The following is a 17,122-nucleotide window of genomic DNA, read 5'->3' as shown; positions in this document are numbered from 1 at the left end:
TGCCAGGGTGCGGAAACGTTAAAAAAAAAGAAAGCCCTTTCGGTAGAAAATTACCGAAAGGGCCCAGGGGGTCAAAACTCTAAAATATTGACTTATCTGTAAAATCCTGTTTATTAGGATTCTTATTTCATCATGGCCGGATCGGCTTCAACTCCCAAACCTTGTGCAATTCCCATTCCTAATCGCGGATCGGCCCGGAACCAATGGCAAAGCTGGCGGTTGATGATTTCCATTCTTTTTGGCCCTTCAATGCCTGACATCGCCCCCACTACATTGCTAATCAGATTCTTTTGCTGTTCCGGTTCCAATAAGCGGAAAAGATTACCCGGCTGTGTGTAATGGTCGTTTTCACCTTCGGCATTGCGGTCATACCATCCCGCTACATTGCTTTCCAATGCCCATGCAGGTTCTTTATACGATTGATCAACAACAATGTTGTCAAAACTGTTTGGGAAATAATTTGGAGCGCTGCCTCCGTTTCCATCAATACGCATCTGTCCATCTCTTTGATAATTGTTTGTAGCAAACGGACATCTGTTTACCGGAATTTGCTCATAATTGGCACCCAATCTGTAACGATGCGCATCCGGATAGGAAAGCAATCTTCCCTGCAACATCTTATCTGGCGAATATCCTATTCCGTCCACGACGTGCGCCGGAGCGAAGGCGGCCTGTTCTACATCCTGAAAATAGTTTTCGGGATTTTTGTTAAGTTCGATAACACCTACGTCAATTAGCGGATAATCGGCATGAGGCCAGACTTTTGTAAGGTCGAACGGATTAATATGGTAAGTTCTTGACTCTGCTTCGGTCATCACCTGAATTTTCATGTCCCAACGCGGAAAGTTGCCCTTGTCAATATTTTCAACCAGGTCTCTCTGAGCAAAATCCATGTCTTTTGACTTCATCTCTGCTGCTTCGGCATCCGTAAAATTTTTAATACCCTGTTTGGTAAGCATATGGAACTTTACATAGAATCGTTCGTTATCCTTATTGATAAAAGAAAAAGTATGGCTTCCAAATCCATGCATATGGCGGTAACCGTATGGAGTTCCTCTGTCAGACATTAATATCGCAACCTGATGCAAACTTTCCGGATTCAACGACCAGAAATCCCACATCATGGTAGGCGACTTCAAGTTAGTATAAGGATCACGTTTTTGGGTATGGATAAAGTCTCCGAATTTTTTCGGGTCTTTGATAAAAAATACAGGCGTATTGTTTCCTACCAAATCCCAATTTCCATCTTCGGTATAAAATTTCAACGCAAATCCTCTTGGATCTCTTTCCGTATCTGCCGAACCTCTTTCACCTCCAACCGTAGAAAAACGGAGCAGAAGTTTTGTTTCTTTTCCTATATGTGAAAAGATTTTTGCCTTGGTATATTTCGTAATATCGTGTGTTACAGTAAAAGTTCCGAAAGCTGCCGATCCTTTTGCGTGTACTACCCTTTCCGGAATACGTTCGCGGTTAAAGTGTGCCATTTTTTCATGCAGGATAAAATCCTGAAGCAAAAGCGGTCCTCTAGGTCCTACTGATTGCGAATCTTCATTTTCGGCATAAGGCTTTCCTGAGGCTGTGGTGAGTTTGTTGTGTTCTTTCATAATTTTTATTATTTGTTGTTAGTACCTAATTATCAGTTTGTTTTCCTCAAATTTAAACAATCCTTTTCGATAAACAAAATTGATTGTTTTTATATTTTAATAATTTTTAACTATATTATTAAACGGTATGATGTTTGATTATCTTTGAATCGAAAAACTTTACTCTCATGAAAAGATTATTACTAGTGGCGTTTTTAGTACCTGCAACCTGCTTTGCACAATTGGATGGATTTATCAAAAAGGCAACCGAAAAGGTACAATCGAAAACAGAAAAAACACAAACTAAAACAAGTTCTAAAAAAACCGGCAGTTTGTTAGGTACAACCGACATCAGTGCGGGCTTGAAAGAAGCCCTGCAAAAAGGAATTTCGGAACAGGTAACCAAACTGACAGCTGTGGACGGGTTTTATAAAAATGAAGCCGTAAAAATTCTCTTCCCGGAAGAATTACAGAAAGTGGACAAGACTTTACGTTCTATGGGATTGTCAAGCCTGGCTGACGAAGGAATTAAAGTATTGAATCGTGCGGCTGAAGATGCCGTAAAAGAAGCAACTCCTATTTTTGTAAGTGCCATTAAAAACATGAAGTTTGCCGATGCAAAAAACATTCTTTTAGGCAATGAAGATGCCGCAACAACTTATCTACAAGGTGCAACTTCTACTGAACTCTACACAAAATTCAATCCTGTTGTAAAAACATCATTGAGCAATGTAGGTGCTGATAAGGTATGGGAAGGTATCATTAAAAAATACAATACGATTCCTTTGGTCACAAAAGTGAATCCTGACCTTAACGACTATGTGACTGATAAAGCTATGGAAGGTGTGTTCAAGATGATTTCTGTGGAGGAGAAAAAAATTCGTACCGATATTGGAGCCCGTACTTCTCCACTACTAAAAAAGGTGTTTGCCATGCAGGATTAAGAGGAACAAACAGACCCTTAAAAAATTAGTAATCAATAACATATAAATAACATTGCCTTAACACATACGCTCCAAAAAAAGTTGGACATTTGCAGAGAGATTAATGGTTTTCTCATTTGGTTAGGGTTAGTTAGAAAAAAAATGCCAGTGTTTTTAGGAACACTGGCTTTTTTATTATATCAGCTGACAGTTATAGTTTCTAATAATAGATTATAAATTAGAATGCAGCTTTTTAAAATAATCAAAGGCTTTTGCCATTCGGCTTCCGTACCAGGAAAACATTTCGCCGTCAACAAAAACAGTCTTGGCATGATGTGTAAAACGTCCCAATTCAAAAGCATGCTCATCTTTGAAAGGAAAAGGTTCTGAGGATAGCAAAATCAAATCCGGATCACCTTGTATTCTCATTTTTTGAATCACAATTTCAGGATACCTGCCTTCGTATTTTGGATGATTATCATAAATATTGACAAACTTGTTCAGCTTTAGCATTTCATTGATAAAATTATCGCCTCCCGCTACCATATAAGGATTGGCCCAAATAAAATAGGCTACTTTTTGCTCTTCTTTGTCTTTGATAAAATTTTGAAAATCGGTTAAGGCAAATTGTATTTTGTCAATCCACTTCTGAGCTTCCGTCCGCTTATTAAATAATTGTCCAAAATCTGAAATCATCTGCAGACTGTCCTCAATAGTAAGGATATTGGTGACCCAAACCGGACAGATTTTACGCAATTCTTCTACAATTTCCTCCGTATTTTCTTCTTTGTTGGCGATAATAATATCGGGCTGTAACAGCTTTATCTTTTCATAATGCACCTTTTTGGTTCCTCCGATAATCTTTTTGGTTGATTTCAGATGGTAAGGATGAATGCAAAATTTGGTAATTCCCACAAGATTTTCTTCCAGTCCCAAATCAAACAGCAACTCTGTTTGTGATGGTACGAGGGAAATTATTCTTTTGGGAACCGATTCAAAAGTATGCGAATTGCCCAATTGGTCGCTGTACGTTTTCAATGGTTATTTTTTTGAAAGTTTACTATTTATTCCTTCCGGGAACATAATTGCCAAAAGCACAAAAATAAGAAGGAAGTTAAATTCAACGCCGTTTCTTCCGCCACCAACCACAAACCAACCTTCCGGATAATGAACCATGATAATGCCCATAATCAAAACGAAGATAGTAACGATAGAAGCAATCTTGATATATTTATTCAGCAAAAGCAATACCGCCGCAACTACGTGTGACAGCTTAATCAACCAGGCCAGTAAAACTCCATAAGGAGCAAATCCGACCGTATTCAGATATAAGGTTCCAAACTCATGGATACCATTATTGAACATTCCAGGCACACTATGCATAATGAGGATAAAGGCGACTGCAAAGCGAAGAATAAAAGTCCTGTCCATAGCAACTATTTTAGAATTTGTTCCATTTCCTGTTGCATTTTAAGGGCCTCTTCCCTGGCCTTTTCTGAAAAATCCTGCTGTTGTGAAGCATAAATGATTCCTCTTGACGAATTGATGAGCAATCCAACATTTTCAGACATTCCGTATTTGCAGACTTCCGAAAGGCTTCCGCCCTGGGCACCTACTCCCGGAACCAGCAAAAAGCTTGTCGGGATTATTTTTCGTATTTCGGTAAAATATTCTGCTTTGGTAGCTCCAACAACATACATCAGGTTTTCGGAATTTTTCCACTGTTTTGACGTTTCGATAACCTGCTTGTAAAGCTCTTTCCCATCAACTGATTTTGTCTGGAAGTCGAAAGCACCCTCATTGGAAGTCAGCGCCAAAAGTATTGTAAACTTATCTTTCACAGCCAGAAATGGTTCAACAGAATCTTTGCCCATATAAGGTGCCACTGTAACCGAATCAAAAGCCAGGTCTTCTAAAAAAGCCTTGGCATACATAGAAGAAGTATTCCCAATATCACCACGCTTGGCATCGGCTATTGTAAAAATTTCCGGATGTTTCTCGTTGATATAATGGATTGTCTTTTCGAGTGAAATCCATCCTTTGATTCCATAAGCTTCATAAAAAGCTGTATTAGGCTTATAGGCCACAGCCAGATCATGAGTAGCATCGATAATAGCCTTATTGAATTCAAAAATCGGGTCTTCCGTATTGAGCAGATGTTGGGGAATTTTATTCAAATCAACATCCAATCCAATGCAAAGGAAGGATTTTTTTTGGTGGATTTGTTCGGTTAGTTGTTGTGTTGTCATGGTGTTGTGTAGTTGGTCTTATAAAAAAAGCCCCAATAATGAGGCTTGTTTATTTTTAGAATACTTCGCTGGCTTCTTTTAATTTTTCTGTATTGCTAACCAGCTGAAGCTCGTCAACAATCTTATGGATATCTCCGTTCATGATGTTTCCTAAATCGTATAACGTCAATCCAATTCTGTGGTCGGTTACACGTCCCTGGGCATAGTTATACGTACGGATTTTTGCAGAACGGTCTCCTGAACTTACCTGAGAGCTACGTTTTTGAGCATCTTCTTCCTGTTTTTTAGCCAATTCCTGCTCATACAAACGGGAACGCAAAACGGTAAATGCTTTATCCTTATTCTTATGCTGTGACTTTTCATCCTGACACTGGGCTACCAATCCTGTTGGAATGTGCGTCAAACGAACAGCAGATTTTGTCGTGTTTACCGACTGTCCACCAGGTCCTGACGAACAGAAAAAGTCAATACGAACGTCATTCATGTCAATCTGAACGTCAAATTCTTCCGCTTCTGGCAAAACCATTACAGTTGCTGCAGAAGTATGCACACGTCCCTGAGTTTCGGTCTGCGGCACACGCTGTACACGGTGTACACCTGCTTCAAATTTTAAAGTTCCGTAAACATCTTCACCGGTAACCTCAAAAATAATTTCTTTGAAACCTCCGGAAGTTCCTTCGTTCATATCCACAACCGACGTTCTCCAACCTTTGCTTTCGCAATATTTGGTATACATTCGGAACAAATCACCTGCAAAAATACTGGCTTCATCCCCACCGGTTCCGGCACGGATTTCAACCATTACGTTTTTCGCATCTTCCGGGTCTTTCGGGATTAGCAAAAATTTGATTTCTTCCTCCAATTCCGGCAATCTCTGCTTGGCCTCATCCAACTGCATTTTTGCCATTTCGGTCATTTCCGGGTCGCTACCGTCAGCAATAATTTCATTTGCCTCATCAATATTGCCCATTATATTTACATACTCGTCACGCTTTTCTACAAGCGCTTTCAAGTCTTTGTATTCTTTGTTTAATTGAATATAGCGCTTTTGGTCGGCAATGACATCCGGCTGGATAATCAAATCCGAAATCTCGTCAAAACGCTGTTTTACAATCTGCAATCTATCTAACATCTTTTCTTCCTTATGTAATTGGAGTGCAAATTTACAAAAAAATTGTTTACGTTCCATCGGGCTTGAGATTGAGTTTTTATGTCTGTCAGGAAGTTTATACCGGATAAAGAAAAGCCGGTTTTCACGCGGTTCATTTCAATTGTAATTTTTTGTTTTAGGTCGCGGATTATCACATATTAAACAATTACGTGGATTTTAGAAGTCTAAACCACACAGGTAATGTCAATAATTTGTTCTTAAAAAACTTTGCGGCTCTGCGCCTTTGCGAGCAACTATTTCACGCAAAGGCGCAAAGCAAGTTTTCTGATAAACAATTGAGTTTTTTTTACTTACTTTAGTCTTTAAAAACTCTTGTATGGAAAATTTCGACTGGACAAAATTCACCAGAAAAATTGCAATAAAATCTAGCCTTTCAACACTTTACAATGCCTGGTCCACATCTTCAGAAATTGAAAAATGGTTTTTGAGCAACGCTTCCTATTTTGACCCAAATGGCAAACAGCTCGATTCGAAAACAGCCGTCGAAAAAGATGCCACCTATGAATGGCGATGGTTTTTGTATGACGATGTCGAAAAAGGAAAAATTACCGAGGCCAACGGTACTGATTATTTGCAGTTTACTTTTGCCGGAAATTGTCTTGTCGATATTCTACTTATGCAAGAAGACGGCTATGTATTGGTGGAACTCACACAAAAAAACATTCCGACTGATGAAAATTCAAAAAGGAATATTCGTCTGGGATGCCATACAGGCTGGAGTTTTTATCTGGTTAATCTGAAATCAGTATATGAAGGTGGCCTGGACTTGAGAAATAAAAACGAAAACACTTATCCAATGGTAAATAATTAAGATGAACTACCATGTTTTTTCGCCAAATGACAGGCTGTCAAAATACATCCGCTGTTATTGGAGCCTCGACAATCTTGATGATTTGGAACCGCATTCAAGAGAACGTATTTTTCCTGACGGCTGTATTGAAATGATTTTTAATCATGGCGACCTTTTTGTCACCTACACTAAAAACGGAGCCGAAACACAACCAAAAAACTTTATACACGGTCAGTTAAAAAAATTCATTGAAGTACAGGGAATCGGCAAAGTTGGTATTTTCAGCATCCGGTTTCAACCCGCCGGATTACAGCCTTTTATTGATTTTCCTGTCAGCAATTTGACCGGAATTTTTGTGGAGCTCTCAAAAATCTGGGAAGACAGCAGTTCTTTGGAAGAACAAATGAGTTGTTGCCAGAATAATGAAGAGCGCATTCGGGTTATCGAAAATTTCCTTGAGAACCATCTCAAAAATACCACCGACACGGATGCAATTGAAAGTTGTGTCAATGAAATCATCCTGTCCGAAGGAATGATTTCAATAGAAAAACTGACAGCTAATCTAAAAACCGGGCAGCGCCATCTGGAACGTAAATTTCTTTCCAACGTTGGATTGAGCCTGAAATTATTTTCAAGAATCATACGGTTCAATCATGCCTTACAGCTCATTGAAAATAAAGATTTTAGAAATTTTACCAATGTAGCCTATGACGGCGGTTTTTACGACCAGGCCCATTTCATAAAAGACTTCACATATTTTACAGGCCTGAATCCGAAAAAATACTTTTCGGAAAATCTTGAAATGGCAAAATATTTCAATTTAGAATAGAAAGTCGTTTTTTTACAATTTTATCAATCGATATTCATTCATATTTGTTTCCTGTAAACTAAATCAATCTTATGAAAAAAACTATTTATGCACTGGCTGTTTTGGCAACTTTAGGAATCACTTCCTGTAAAGAAGCCCATGATTCAAAGCTTCCTCCCGTTGAAGCTACTCCAAAAACTTATGCCGAAATCAAAAAAGCCGATTGGTTTTTAGGACGTTGGGAAAACAATTCCAAAGAAGGCAATCTTTCTGAGATATGGACCAAAGAAAACGATTCTACTTTTCACGGAGAAAGCTATTTTGTCATTGGTAAGGACACCGTTTTTGGAGAAAGCGTAAAACTTTGGCAAAAAGAAAATCAATTGATTTATGAAGTATCAGTAAGAAATCAAAATAATGAAAAGCCTGTAGAATTTGCCCTGACAAACTCTTCTGACAAGCAGCTTATTTTCGAGAACCCGAAACACGATTACCCAAACAAGATTACTTACAACCAAATTACAAAAGACAGCATCGTAGCTGAAATTTCCGGAATGAAAGACGGAAAAACGAAATCGGAACAATTTGCAATGAAAAAAGTTCAGTAAGTTTGAACAAACAAAAACAATAAAACAATCTAATATGGCACAAGTAAATCCTTATCTTACTTTTAATGGAAACTGTGAAGCAGCATTCCTATTTTACAAATCCGTATTTGGCGGAGAATTTACATATATCGGAAAGTTTAAAGATATGCCTTCTGAACAACCGCTTCCAGCCGGAACAGAAGATTTGATTATGCACGTTTCATTGCCAATCAGCAAAGAAACAATACTCATGGGAAGTGATACGAGTGAGGCTTTCGGACAACAGCCTGTTACTGCAGGAACGAATTTTTCAGTTTCCATCAATACAGAAAGCGAAGACGAAGCTAAAAAACTTTTCGACGGACTTTCCAATGGCGGAAAAGTAACCATGCCTTTGGAAAAAACTTTCTGGGGCGCTTTATTTGGAATGTTTGTTGACAAATTCGGTATCCTCTGGATGGTGAATTACGATTATGAGCAGAAATAAAACCTTAAGCCCCGCCAAAACGGGGCTTTTTTTTGCCCTGTGCTGGAAAAAGTGAACTATATTTGCGCCATCTTTTAAAAACAACATGAAGCAACAAAAAATAAGAGGCCTGCACCGTGATTTAGGCTATTTCTACATTGGATTGATTATTTCTTTTGCCTTTTCCGGAATATTGATGAACCACAGAGATAGCTGGCATCCGGAAAAATATACCGTTGAAACAAAAAACATTGAAGTAAAGCTACCGCCAGAAGAACTGATTAGCGAAAAATATGCTGAATCCTTAGGAAAAGAACACGGCATTGATGATAAAATCAGACGCCATTCCATCAAAAAAGGAACTTTGAAGATTTCATTTGAAAACCACGATGTGGAGATTGATATGAAAACAGGAAAAGGAGAAATTGTCGCTTTCAAAAAAACACCAATCATCAGCCATGCTATGAAACTCCACAAAAACACTTCAGAATGGTGGATTTATTATTCTGATATTTTTGGTATTTCATTAATTGTAATTGCGGTTACCGGTGCCCTGATGATTCCTTATGGAAAATTTACCTTTAAGAAAAGAGGCTGGAAACTCGCTATAGCCGGCATTGTGTTTCCGCTGTTGTTTCTCTTCTTATTGAGCTAAAATAAAAAACCTTGTTTATTTCTAAACGAGGTTTTTTATTTTTTGATGAAGAATTAGTTTGAATTTTCTTCTGTTACTTCTTCCTTAACTTTTGGTGCAGGAGCTTCTTTTGAAACCAGGCCTTTTGCCTGAAGCATATTGTACCAGTTCAAAACTTTTTTGATATCTGACGGATATACTCTGTCCTGATCATAGTCCGGTAAGATTTCAAGAAAATAAGCAGCCAATTTAGCATTGTCTTCTTTATGTGATAAGGCAGGTCCGTTATCTTCTTTTACAGCAATAGCTCTCATTACTTCAACCAACGGTTTTTCCTGCTCATTTGTATAAATAGAAATTTCTGAAAGCAGGCTGACATTGCTTCTCAAACCAACCGTAATTTTCTTTCCGTCAAGTAATGATTCGGCAACAAAACCGGTGCGGGTTTGAAGTTTAAGTGCGTATAAGCCCGGCTTGCCAGAAATGGCCAATATTTTGTCTAAATTCATTTTAAAGATATTTTATAATTGAAATTAATTTGTTCTTCTTATCTGCCTTTTTTGGCAACAAACTTCATTTTATAATCCGGACGTGTTTTTCCGTCCATAATGTTTTGAAGTTTTTTCTTTATTAACTGTTTTTTTAGTGAAGATATTTTATCTGTGAATAAAATTCCTTCGATATGGTCGTATTCATGCTGAATTACCCTTGCAATCAATCCGTCAAATTCTTCCGTTTTCTTATTGAAATCTTCATCAAAATATTCAATGGTGATTCTTTCATTTCGGTACACATCTTCACGGACTTCTGGAATACTCAGGCATCCTTCATTAAATCCCCATTCTTCCCCTTCTTCCTTAAGCATTTTTGGGTTGATGAAGGTTCTTTTAAAGTTTTTCAGTTCTTCACGCTCTTTTTCCTCTAAATCTTCATCATCACTAAACGGTTCCGTGTCAATAACAAATAGTCGAAGGCTAAGTCCTACCTGAGGCGCTGCCAGACCTACTCCATAAGCATTATACATCGTCTCATACATGTCTGCAATCGCTTGCTTCAGGTTAGGATAATCCTGTGGCACTTCCTCACCTACTTTTCTTAAAACCGGATCGCCATATCCTATAATTGGTAAAATCATTTCTTTCGTATTGAATTATAAAGAATTAGCAGAATCTCTGCAAAATCAGAGGGCAAAAATAGTGAAAAAAGATTATAGACGGTAATCTTTTAATAACATCAAAAGCATTAAATCTTTATTTTTTTAATTCCGAAAATGTTTATCAATTCCTATCTTTGCTAGTAACCGCTTCGCAATGATTCAGAAAGTCCGAAATTTTACCGATAGTACCAATTTTTCCAATGCCTTAAAAGTGACATTGGCCGCTGCTATTCCCGTGCTTTTGTTCTCTTATACAGGTAATTTTGAAATTGGTTTCAATATTGCCTTAGGTGCTTTTTTGACCTATCCGAGCGATATTCCCAGCAACAGAAAACACCGAATAAATGGTATTCTCGTTGCTGCCCTGATTGTAGCGGGAAACAATCTGGTCGTTAACCTGCTCTATCCGCAGCCCTGGATATTGTATCCGGCTATGGCGGCAATGATTTTCTTTTTCTCCATGATTTCGGTTTATGGACAACGTGCGACTCAGGTTTCATTTTCAGCCCTCTTATCTATCTGCCTTGCTTTTGGTCACATACACGATGGATGGGAAATGCTCCAATATTCAGGACTAATGTTTGTTGGCGGTCTGTTTTACCTTCTCATATCCCTGACATTTAATTACATCAGACCGCACCGCTATATCGAACTTCAGGTTGCCGAATGCTTGCGACTGACTTCAAAGTATATGAAATTGCGTGGTGATTTATGGAAGATTGATTCACCCCGCGAAAAAATTATCGAAAAGCAGTTATACCTTCAGGTAGAATTAAACACAATCCATGAAAACCTAAGGGAAATTTTAATACGAAACCGAAGCCATTCCAACGGTACTTCAGACCAGACCCGAAAGATGACCCTGGTTTTTATTTCACTGCTTGAAATTCTGGAATTGGCACTATCGACCTCATTTGACCATAATAAACTGCATCAAAAATTTGCAGACCATCCAAAAGTCCTGGCTACCTATCAGCACCTGGCCTACAACCTTGCTTCTACTTTAAAAGCAATTTTTAAAAGCCTCGAGAACCGAAAAAAATATGTACCGAAGCATTCGCTGCTAAAAGACCTTGAAGCGCTCGAAAAAGTAATTTCAGACTACGAACAGGAATTGGGAAAGGAAAAAGCTTCCGAAGGCGTTTGGATGCTTTCCAACATGCTGCATTATGCGGAAAAGCAGATTGAAAAAATCAAGATTGTGGAGCGTGCCTTCATGCCAAACTTCAACACTAACGATTATAAAGGAAGAGATAAGAATCTTGACAAATTACTGACTCCACAATATTATCCGTGGAGCACATTCCGTGAAAACCTGAGTTTTTCGTCAACCATATTTCGCCATTCGTTACGTCTGACGGCCACAATTATGCTTGCGTTTTTGTTAGGAAGCCTTTTCCCTTTTCAAAATGTATATTGGATATTGCTGACTATAGTAGTTATCATGCGTCCGGGCTACGGATTGACCAAAGAGCGTTCGTTCCACAGGATTATCGGAACCGTGGTCGGCGGACTTATTGCTTTTGCCCTACTGCTGTTTATCCATAATCACATTATCATTGGTGCCTTAGCTATTACTTCGATGATTTTAGGTTTTACCTTTACCTCAATAAATTATAAAGTAGGCGCTACTTTTGTAACCATTTATGTTGTTTTTGTTTACGGAATCATTACCCCAAATATTAACGATGTCATCCAATACCGTATTCTGGATACTGTGGTAGGGGCAGGCCTTGCCTTTTTGGCCAATTATTTCTTCTGGCCATCATGGGAATTTATGAGCCAGCCTATTTATATTAAAAAATCCATTGAAGCCAATCGTGATTATCTCAACGAGATTTCTATTTTTTACAACAACAAAGGAGAAGTGACAACCTCATACCGAATCGCGCGAAAAAATGCCTTCATTGAAGTTGGTAACCTGATGGCCTCGTTTCAACGTATGACCCAGGAACCCAAATCCAAACAGAAACAGGTGCAGCAGGTTTACAAACTTGCCGTCTTAAACCACACATTGCTTTCTTCATTGGCTTCTTTAGGAACTTATATACAGACGCATAAAACATCGACAGCATCTGAAGCTTTCAATGTAGTTGTCCAAACGGTAATCAAAAATCTGAATTATGCCATCACATTTGCTGATTTGGAGTTTTCCGGCACATTGGCACAAACCGAAACGAATGAAGATTTGGCCATGCGCTTTACCGAATTAAAGAATATGCGTGCCAAGGAATTAAAGGAAGCGCATCTTTCAGAAGATGAAGAATTCCAGCTTAAAATGCAGGAAGCCCAATTGGTTATCGAACAACTGGTTTGGTTGACCAACCTTTCTGAAAGTATTGTCAAAGCGGCCAAACTGCTGCATCAGACCAAATAAAAAGCCTGAAACAATTGCTTCAGGCTTATTTGTATAATTTCTATTTATTTACAACGTATCTAATTTCAAAACTTTAGCAGAATGTTCTCTTACCTGCTGAAGCAGAGATTCATTATCGTTTAATGAGATTCCATACGAAGGAACCATTTCTTTTAACTTTTTCTGCCATTCTGTTGTTTTTTCGTGTTCAGAAAAACATCTTTGAATCAGGTCAAGCATAATCGAAACTGCGGTTGAAGCTCCCGGAGACGCACCTAGCAAAACGGCTAACGAACCATCACCCGCTGTTACGACTTCTGTTCCAAATTCCAATACTCCTCCCCCATTCTCGCCTTTTTTGATAACCTGTACGCGTTGGCCTGCAGTTTCTAAAACCCAGTCTTCCATCCTGGCGTCCGGAAGGTATTCTTTCAAGGCTTCAAGCCTGTCTTCCGGCGACTGACGCACCTGGTCAATCAGATACTTTGTCAAAGGCAGGTTATGGAATCCGGCTGAAAGCATCGGAATCAAGTTATTCGGTTTTATAGAAAGCGGCAAGTCCAAATACGAGCCATTTTTCAGGAATTTAGTAGAAAAGCCTGCATAAGGCCCAAACAATAAAGCTTTTTTACCATCAATCATACGGGTATCGATATGCGGAACTGACATTGGCGGAGCACCTACAGAAGCCTTACCATAAACTTTGGCATTGTGTTTTGCGATTATTTCTTCATTGACACATTTCAACCATTGACCGCTTACAGGAAAACCTCCAAAACCATCACCTTCCGGAATACCTGCTTTTTCAAGTAACGGTAATGAACCACCTCCGGCTCCAATAAAAACAAAACGTGTACTGATTTTGGTTTTATCGCCTGTCTCCAGATTTTTGACCTTAATCTGCCATCTTCCATTTTCGCCTTTTTTCAGGCTTTTCACTTCATGATGGAACTTCATGCTAACACCTTCTAATGTTTTAAGGTAATTAAAAATACTTCGGGTGAGTTCACCAAAATTTACATCGGTACCAATTTTCATTGAAGTAGCCGCAATAACTGATTTTGGATTCCTGCCTTCCATAACCAATGGCATCCACGAACGTATTTTATCTTTATCTTCTGAATATTCCATTCCCTTGAAAAGACTGTATTGCTGAAGCGCGTCATATCTTTTCTTCAGGAAATCCACATTTTCTTCACCCCAAACAAAACTCATATGCGGGATACTCTTGATAAAATTTTCAGGATTGGAGATAAGATTTTTTTCAACCAGATAGGCCCAAAACTGCTTCGAAACTTCAAAAGATTCTGCAATCTTTACAGCTTTTTTGGTATCGATTTCTCCACCTGCAAGCTCCGGAGTATAATTGAGCTCGCAAAATGCAGAGTGACCTGTTCCCGCATTATTCCATGCATCAGAACTTTCGGCCGCAGCCATGTCCAGTCGCTCGTAAATTTCAATTTTAATATTGGGATTCAGTTCTTTAAGCAATAAACCTAAAGTAGCGCTCATGATTCCGGCGCCAATTAGAACCACATCCGTTTCTGTTCTTAAAGTTGTAGTTGCCATCACAAAAATTTTTGTCGTGCAAAGATACTTTGAAAGAAACAAAAAACTTTGTTATTTATATCTATTTTAAATTACAAACAGGTTTTTTAATAAAATAAAAATAAAATCTAGAATTTTTTTCTGGATAAGTAATCCTGAAGCATAATCGTTGCCGAAATCTCATCTATCAGCGCTTTATTTTGACGTTGTTTCTTTTTCAACCCACTATCAATCATGGTCTGGAACGCCATTTTTGATGTAAACCGCTCATCAACCCTTTCAAATGGCAGGTCTGGAAAATTATTTTTAAATTTTTCTACAAAAGCTTCAATCAGTTTTGCACTTTCAGATGGTGTATAATCCATCTGTTTGGGTTCTCCTATCAAAACTCTTTCTACTTTTTCCTTAGCAAAGTAATCTTTGAGAAAAGTGATGGCTGTTTCTGAAGGAATAGTTGTTAGTCCGGAAGCAATAATCTGCATTTCGTCTGTAACGGCAATTCCGGTTCGTTTTAGTCCGTAATCTATGGCTAGTATTCTTGGCATTTTAACTTTTCTTATTTTCTGAAATTATTTTCTTAAGCCTGCTTAATTCACCATTCATATTAAAACAGTCTACAATTGCAGATTTATTTGAAAAACTATATAATCCACACTTAAAACAAATCTTTGCCATTCCTGTTTCTTCCTTATTCATTTTAAAAATAAAGATATCTCTGTAAATAGGGTCGCAAGCGGCAATAAAAAATTGGTTACATCTCTTTTCTGCAAAAATCTGCGTTCTCAGCTCATCGTAATACTTAGGATTGATAGCAGTATTTTCTACTTTATCAACAGATTTAATGGCTTCTTTGAACTTTATTTTTTCTTCTTTAGTTTCCGGGCAAGGCTCTCTTAATAAAAATTCAAATATTTTACCTTTTTCAGAAATTGTATCTGCTAAAATCAAATCATAATATTCATTCTCGTCAATTGGAATCTGATAATGTATTACTTCATCAAAATCAAAAAAGGGCTTGTTTTGGGTTATCTTTTTATTAATGTCTTCCATAGATTCATAAGACAAGCTTTCTTCTTTCTTACAAGAAATTATCAAAAACACCAATAGGAACGGAACTAATATTTTCATAAATCAAATTAGATTGCCAAAATTACATTTTTAATTTTCCTAATCTCAAAAGCATCGGAAAAACAACCGTTTTATCACTTCTATTCCACGTAAGTTCTAATTCTTTACGAATCAAATCGATTGGATTTTCGTTGTTATGCGCTTTATAATGTTCTACTGCCGACCACGTTTCCAGATAACCTACAAGCTGCTCGAAAGTCCATGTAAATTTATTTTGAAAATGGAGCGTTTCCAATTCCTTAAAAGGAAAAGGAATCGTTTGGTAATTCTCATCCAGATATTTTCGTTCAGCATCCCAAAACGGGCCAACAATATTGTAATAAAAATCAGAAAGTATCTTATCTGACTCAGGATTAGTACGGAAAAGCCCATAACCAATTATTGCAAAAATTCCGTCGGGTTTCAGTAAACGATACACTTCTGCATAAAATTGGTCAAAATCAAACCAATGGATCGCCTGGGCTACTGTAATCAGGTCAAATTGTTTGTCTTGAAAATCAGTCTTTTCCGCAGGAAGTTTTTTGTAAATTACATTTAATAATTGTTTGGCATGCTGCAATTGATTTTCGCTGATATCTGTAGCATATACGGTCTGGAAATATTCAGATAGCTTTTGGGCAATCTGCCCATTGCCTGTGGCCACGTCCAATGCCATTTCTCTCGATTCCGTAAACGAAACGATATGTTCAATAAGTTCCGGCGGATAAGATGGCCTGAACTTGGAATACTCCGAAGCTTGATTTGAAAAATTATCTTTCATAGGAAATAGGGTGTCTTACAAATTTACGTAAAATCCGTTTATTCAACCTGCCAGAGTTTGAAACTCTGGCAGGGTTGAAAACGAAAAAAACATATCTTTGCTGAAAATCAAATTTTATGAGCACTTTGCAGACAATTATAGAGCAGGCATGGGAAAATAGAGCCCTGCTTCAGGAAGAAAAAACAACCACAGCAATCCGCGAGGTTATCGAACTGCTAGACAGTGGAAAATTACGCGTAGCTGAACCAATTGCCGGTGGATGGCAAGTTAATGAATGGGTAAAGAAAGCAGTTGTAATGTACTTCCCTATTCAAAAAATGGAAACCCTTGAAGCAGGAATCTTTGAATATCATGACAAAATGCCTTTGAAAAAAGGCTATGCCGAAAAAGGAATTCGTGTTGTTCCTAATGCTGTAGCCCGTCATGGTGCTTATATTTCGAGTGGTGTAATCTTAATGCCAAGTTATGTCAATATTGGTGCTTATGTAGATGAAGGTACGATGGTCGATACCTGGGCTACCGTAGGTAGTTGTGCCCAGATTGGCAAGAACGTGCATTTGAGCGGTGGTGTAGGAATTGGCGGTGTTTTAGAGCCATTACAAGCTGCTCCTGTAATCATTGAAGATGGTGCTTTTATTGGTTCGAGATGTATTGTAGTTGAAGGTGTTCGCGTTGAAACAGAAGCAGTTCTTGGCGCTAATGTTTGTCTGACAGCTTCTACAAAAATTATAGATGTGACCGGTGATGAGCCTGTAGAAATGAAAGGTGTCGTGCCAGCACGTTCGGTTGTGATTCCGGGCAGTTATACTAAAAAATTTGCTGCAGGAGAATTTCAGGTTCCTTGCGCTTTAATTATCGGAAAAAGAAAACCTTCTACCGATTTGAAAACTTCTTTAAACAACGCACTGAGAGAATACGATGTAGCCGTATAATAATTAGGAATTGAAATTAGGAATTACGAAC

19 protein-coding genes are annotated in these 17,122 nt (G+C 38.1%); 8 read left to right on the top strand and 11 right to left on the bottom strand.

Annotated features, from left to right (window positions below):
• Positions 1-122: 122 nt before the first annotated feature.
• A complete protein-coding gene (locus B0G92_RS07730; protein ID WP_101471675.1) occupies positions 123-1,604 on the bottom strand; it encodes a catalase in 1,482 nt (493 codons plus the stop codon).
• A 167-nt stretch (positions 1,605-1,771) separates the two neighbouring features.
• Between B0G92_RS07730 and B0G92_RS07725 the strand changes: the two genes are divergently transcribed.
• Positions 1,772-2,527 carry a DUF4197 domain-containing protein gene (locus B0G92_RS07725; RefSeq protein ID WP_101471674.1) on the top strand — a complete coding sequence of 252 codons (756 nt, stop codon included), beginning with the start codon at positions 1,772-1,774 and terminating at the stop codon, positions 2,525-2,527.
• A gap of 210 nt (positions 2,528-2,737) precedes the next feature.
• Here the strand turns inward: B0G92_RS07725 and B0G92_RS07720 are convergent, their stop codons facing one another.
• From B0G92_RS07720 to prfA, 4 genes are read right to left on the bottom strand one after another with little or no spacing between them, the layout of a single operon-like run.
• Positions 2,738-3,544, bottom strand: a complete 807-nt coding sequence (locus B0G92_RS07720) for an ABC transporter substrate-binding protein (RefSeq protein ID WP_101471673.1) — start codon at positions 3,542-3,544, stop codon at positions 2,738-2,740.
• A 3-nt stretch (positions 3,545-3,547) separates the two neighbouring features.
• Positions 3,548-3,937, bottom strand: coding sequence for a DoxX family protein (locus B0G92_RS07715; protein ID WP_101471672.1), 390 nt, complete (start codon positions 3,935-3,937; stop codon positions 3,548-3,550).
• Positions 3,938-3,942: 5 nt separating this feature from the next.
• Positions 3,943-4,755, bottom strand: coding sequence for an orotidine-5'-phosphate decarboxylase (pyrF, locus tag B0G92_RS07710; protein WP_101471671.1), 813 nt, complete (start codon positions 4,753-4,755; stop codon positions 3,943-3,945).
• A gap of 55 nt (positions 4,756-4,810) precedes the next feature.
• Positions 4,811-5,887, bottom strand: coding sequence for a peptide chain release factor 1 (gene prfA, locus B0G92_RS07705; protein WP_056070137.1), 1,077 nt, complete (start codon positions 5,885-5,887; stop codon positions 4,811-4,813).
• A gap of 355 nt (positions 5,888-6,242) precedes the next feature.
• Between prfA and B0G92_RS07700 the strand changes: the two genes are divergently transcribed.
• From B0G92_RS07700 to B0G92_RS07680, 5 genes are all read left to right on the top strand, one after another.
• Entirely contained in the window at positions 6,243-6,737 is a 495-nt protein-coding gene (locus tag B0G92_RS07700; protein WP_101471670.1) for an SRPBCC family protein, read from the top strand.
• Position 6,738: 1 nt separating this feature from the next.
• Positions 6,739-7,545: a DUF6597 domain-containing transcriptional factor gene (locus tag B0G92_RS07695; RefSeq protein ID WP_101471669.1), complete on the top strand. Its 807-nt coding sequence runs from the start codon at positions 6,739-6,741 to the stop codon at positions 7,543-7,545.
• A gap of 71 nt (positions 7,546-7,616) precedes the next feature.
• Positions 7,617-8,132: a DUF6265 family protein gene (locus tag B0G92_RS07690; protein ID WP_101471668.1), complete on the top strand. Its 516-nt coding sequence runs from the start codon at positions 7,617-7,619 to the stop codon at positions 8,130-8,132.
• 34 nt (positions 8,133-8,166) lie between these two features.
• Positions 8,167-8,598: a VOC family protein gene (locus tag B0G92_RS07685; RefSeq protein WP_056070127.1), complete on the top strand. Its 432-nt coding sequence runs from the start codon at positions 8,167-8,169 to the stop codon at positions 8,596-8,598.
• A gap of 85 nt (positions 8,599-8,683) precedes the next feature.
• Positions 8,684-9,232, top strand: coding sequence for a PepSY-associated TM helix domain-containing protein (locus B0G92_RS07680; RefSeq protein ID WP_056070125.1), 549 nt, complete (start codon positions 8,684-8,686; stop codon positions 9,230-9,232).
• Between the two features lie 53 nt (positions 9,233-9,285).
• On the opposite strand, the gene B0G92_RS07675 is transcribed toward B0G92_RS07680, so the two are convergent.
• Complete coding sequence (locus B0G92_RS07675; protein ID WP_056070122.1) at positions 9,286-9,720, bottom strand: DUF5606 family protein; 435 nt, start codon at positions 9,718-9,720, stop codon at positions 9,286-9,288.
• A gap of 38 nt (positions 9,721-9,758) precedes the next feature.
• On the bottom strand, positions 9,759-10,346 hold the full coding sequence (gene def / locus B0G92_RS07670; protein ID WP_056070119.1) for a peptide deformylase: 588 nt from the start codon (positions 10,344-10,346) through the stop codon (positions 9,759-9,761).
• A 175-nt stretch (positions 10,347-10,521) separates the two neighbouring features.
• On the opposite strand from def, the gene B0G92_RS07665 reads away from it, so the two are divergent.
• Positions 10,522-12,744 carry an FUSC family protein gene (locus tag B0G92_RS07665; RefSeq protein WP_101471667.1) on the top strand — a complete coding sequence of 741 codons (2,223 nt, stop codon included), beginning with the start codon at positions 10,522-10,524 and terminating at the stop codon, positions 12,742-12,744.
• Positions 12,745-12,792: 48 nt separating this feature from the next.
• Here the strand turns inward: B0G92_RS07665 and B0G92_RS07660 are convergent, their stop codons facing one another.
• The 4 genes from B0G92_RS07660 to B0G92_RS07645 all read right to left on the bottom strand — a co-directional run bounded on the left by B0G92_RS07660 (position 12,793) and on the right by B0G92_RS07645 (position 16,159).
• A complete protein-coding gene (locus tag B0G92_RS07660; RefSeq protein WP_101471666.1) occupies positions 12,793-14,292 on the bottom strand; it encodes a malate:quinone oxidoreductase in 1,500 nt (499 codons plus the stop codon).
• Between the two features lie 107 nt (positions 14,293-14,399).
• On the bottom strand, positions 14,400-14,816 hold the full coding sequence (gene ruvX, locus B0G92_RS07655) for a Holliday junction resolvase RuvX (RefSeq protein WP_056070110.1): 417 nt from the start codon (positions 14,814-14,816) through the stop codon (positions 14,400-14,402).
• 1 nt (position 14,817) lies between these two features.
• Positions 14,818-15,399 (bottom strand): hypothetical protein, encoded by a 582-nt coding sequence (locus B0G92_RS07650; protein WP_101471665.1) that lies wholly within the window; start codon positions 15,397-15,399, stop codon positions 14,818-14,820.
• A 22-nt stretch (positions 15,400-15,421) separates the two neighbouring features.
• Positions 15,422-16,159 carry a class I SAM-dependent methyltransferase gene (locus B0G92_RS07645; RefSeq protein WP_101471664.1) on the bottom strand — a complete coding sequence of 246 codons (738 nt, stop codon included), beginning with the start codon at positions 16,157-16,159 and terminating at the stop codon, positions 15,422-15,424.
• A gap of 116 nt (positions 16,160-16,275) precedes the next feature.
• Between B0G92_RS07645 and B0G92_RS07640 the strand changes: the two genes are divergently transcribed.
• The gene (locus tag B0G92_RS07640) at positions 16,276-17,091 is read left to right on the top strand and encodes a 2,3,4,5-tetrahydropyridine-2,6-dicarboxylate N-succinyltransferase (RefSeq protein WP_056070100.1); all 816 of its coding nucleotides are present in this window, start codon (positions 16,276-16,278) and stop codon (positions 17,089-17,091) included.
• Positions 17,092-17,122: the final 31 nt, after the last annotated feature.

Source organism: Flavobacterium lindanitolerans, assembly GCF_002846575.1.
GTDB lineage: Bacteria > Bacteroidota > Bacteroidia > Flavobacteriales > Flavobacteriaceae > Flavobacterium > Flavobacterium lindanitolerans.
Note: the sequence above shows the minus strand (reverse complement) of the source record. Positions and strands in the feature narration are given on the sequence as shown.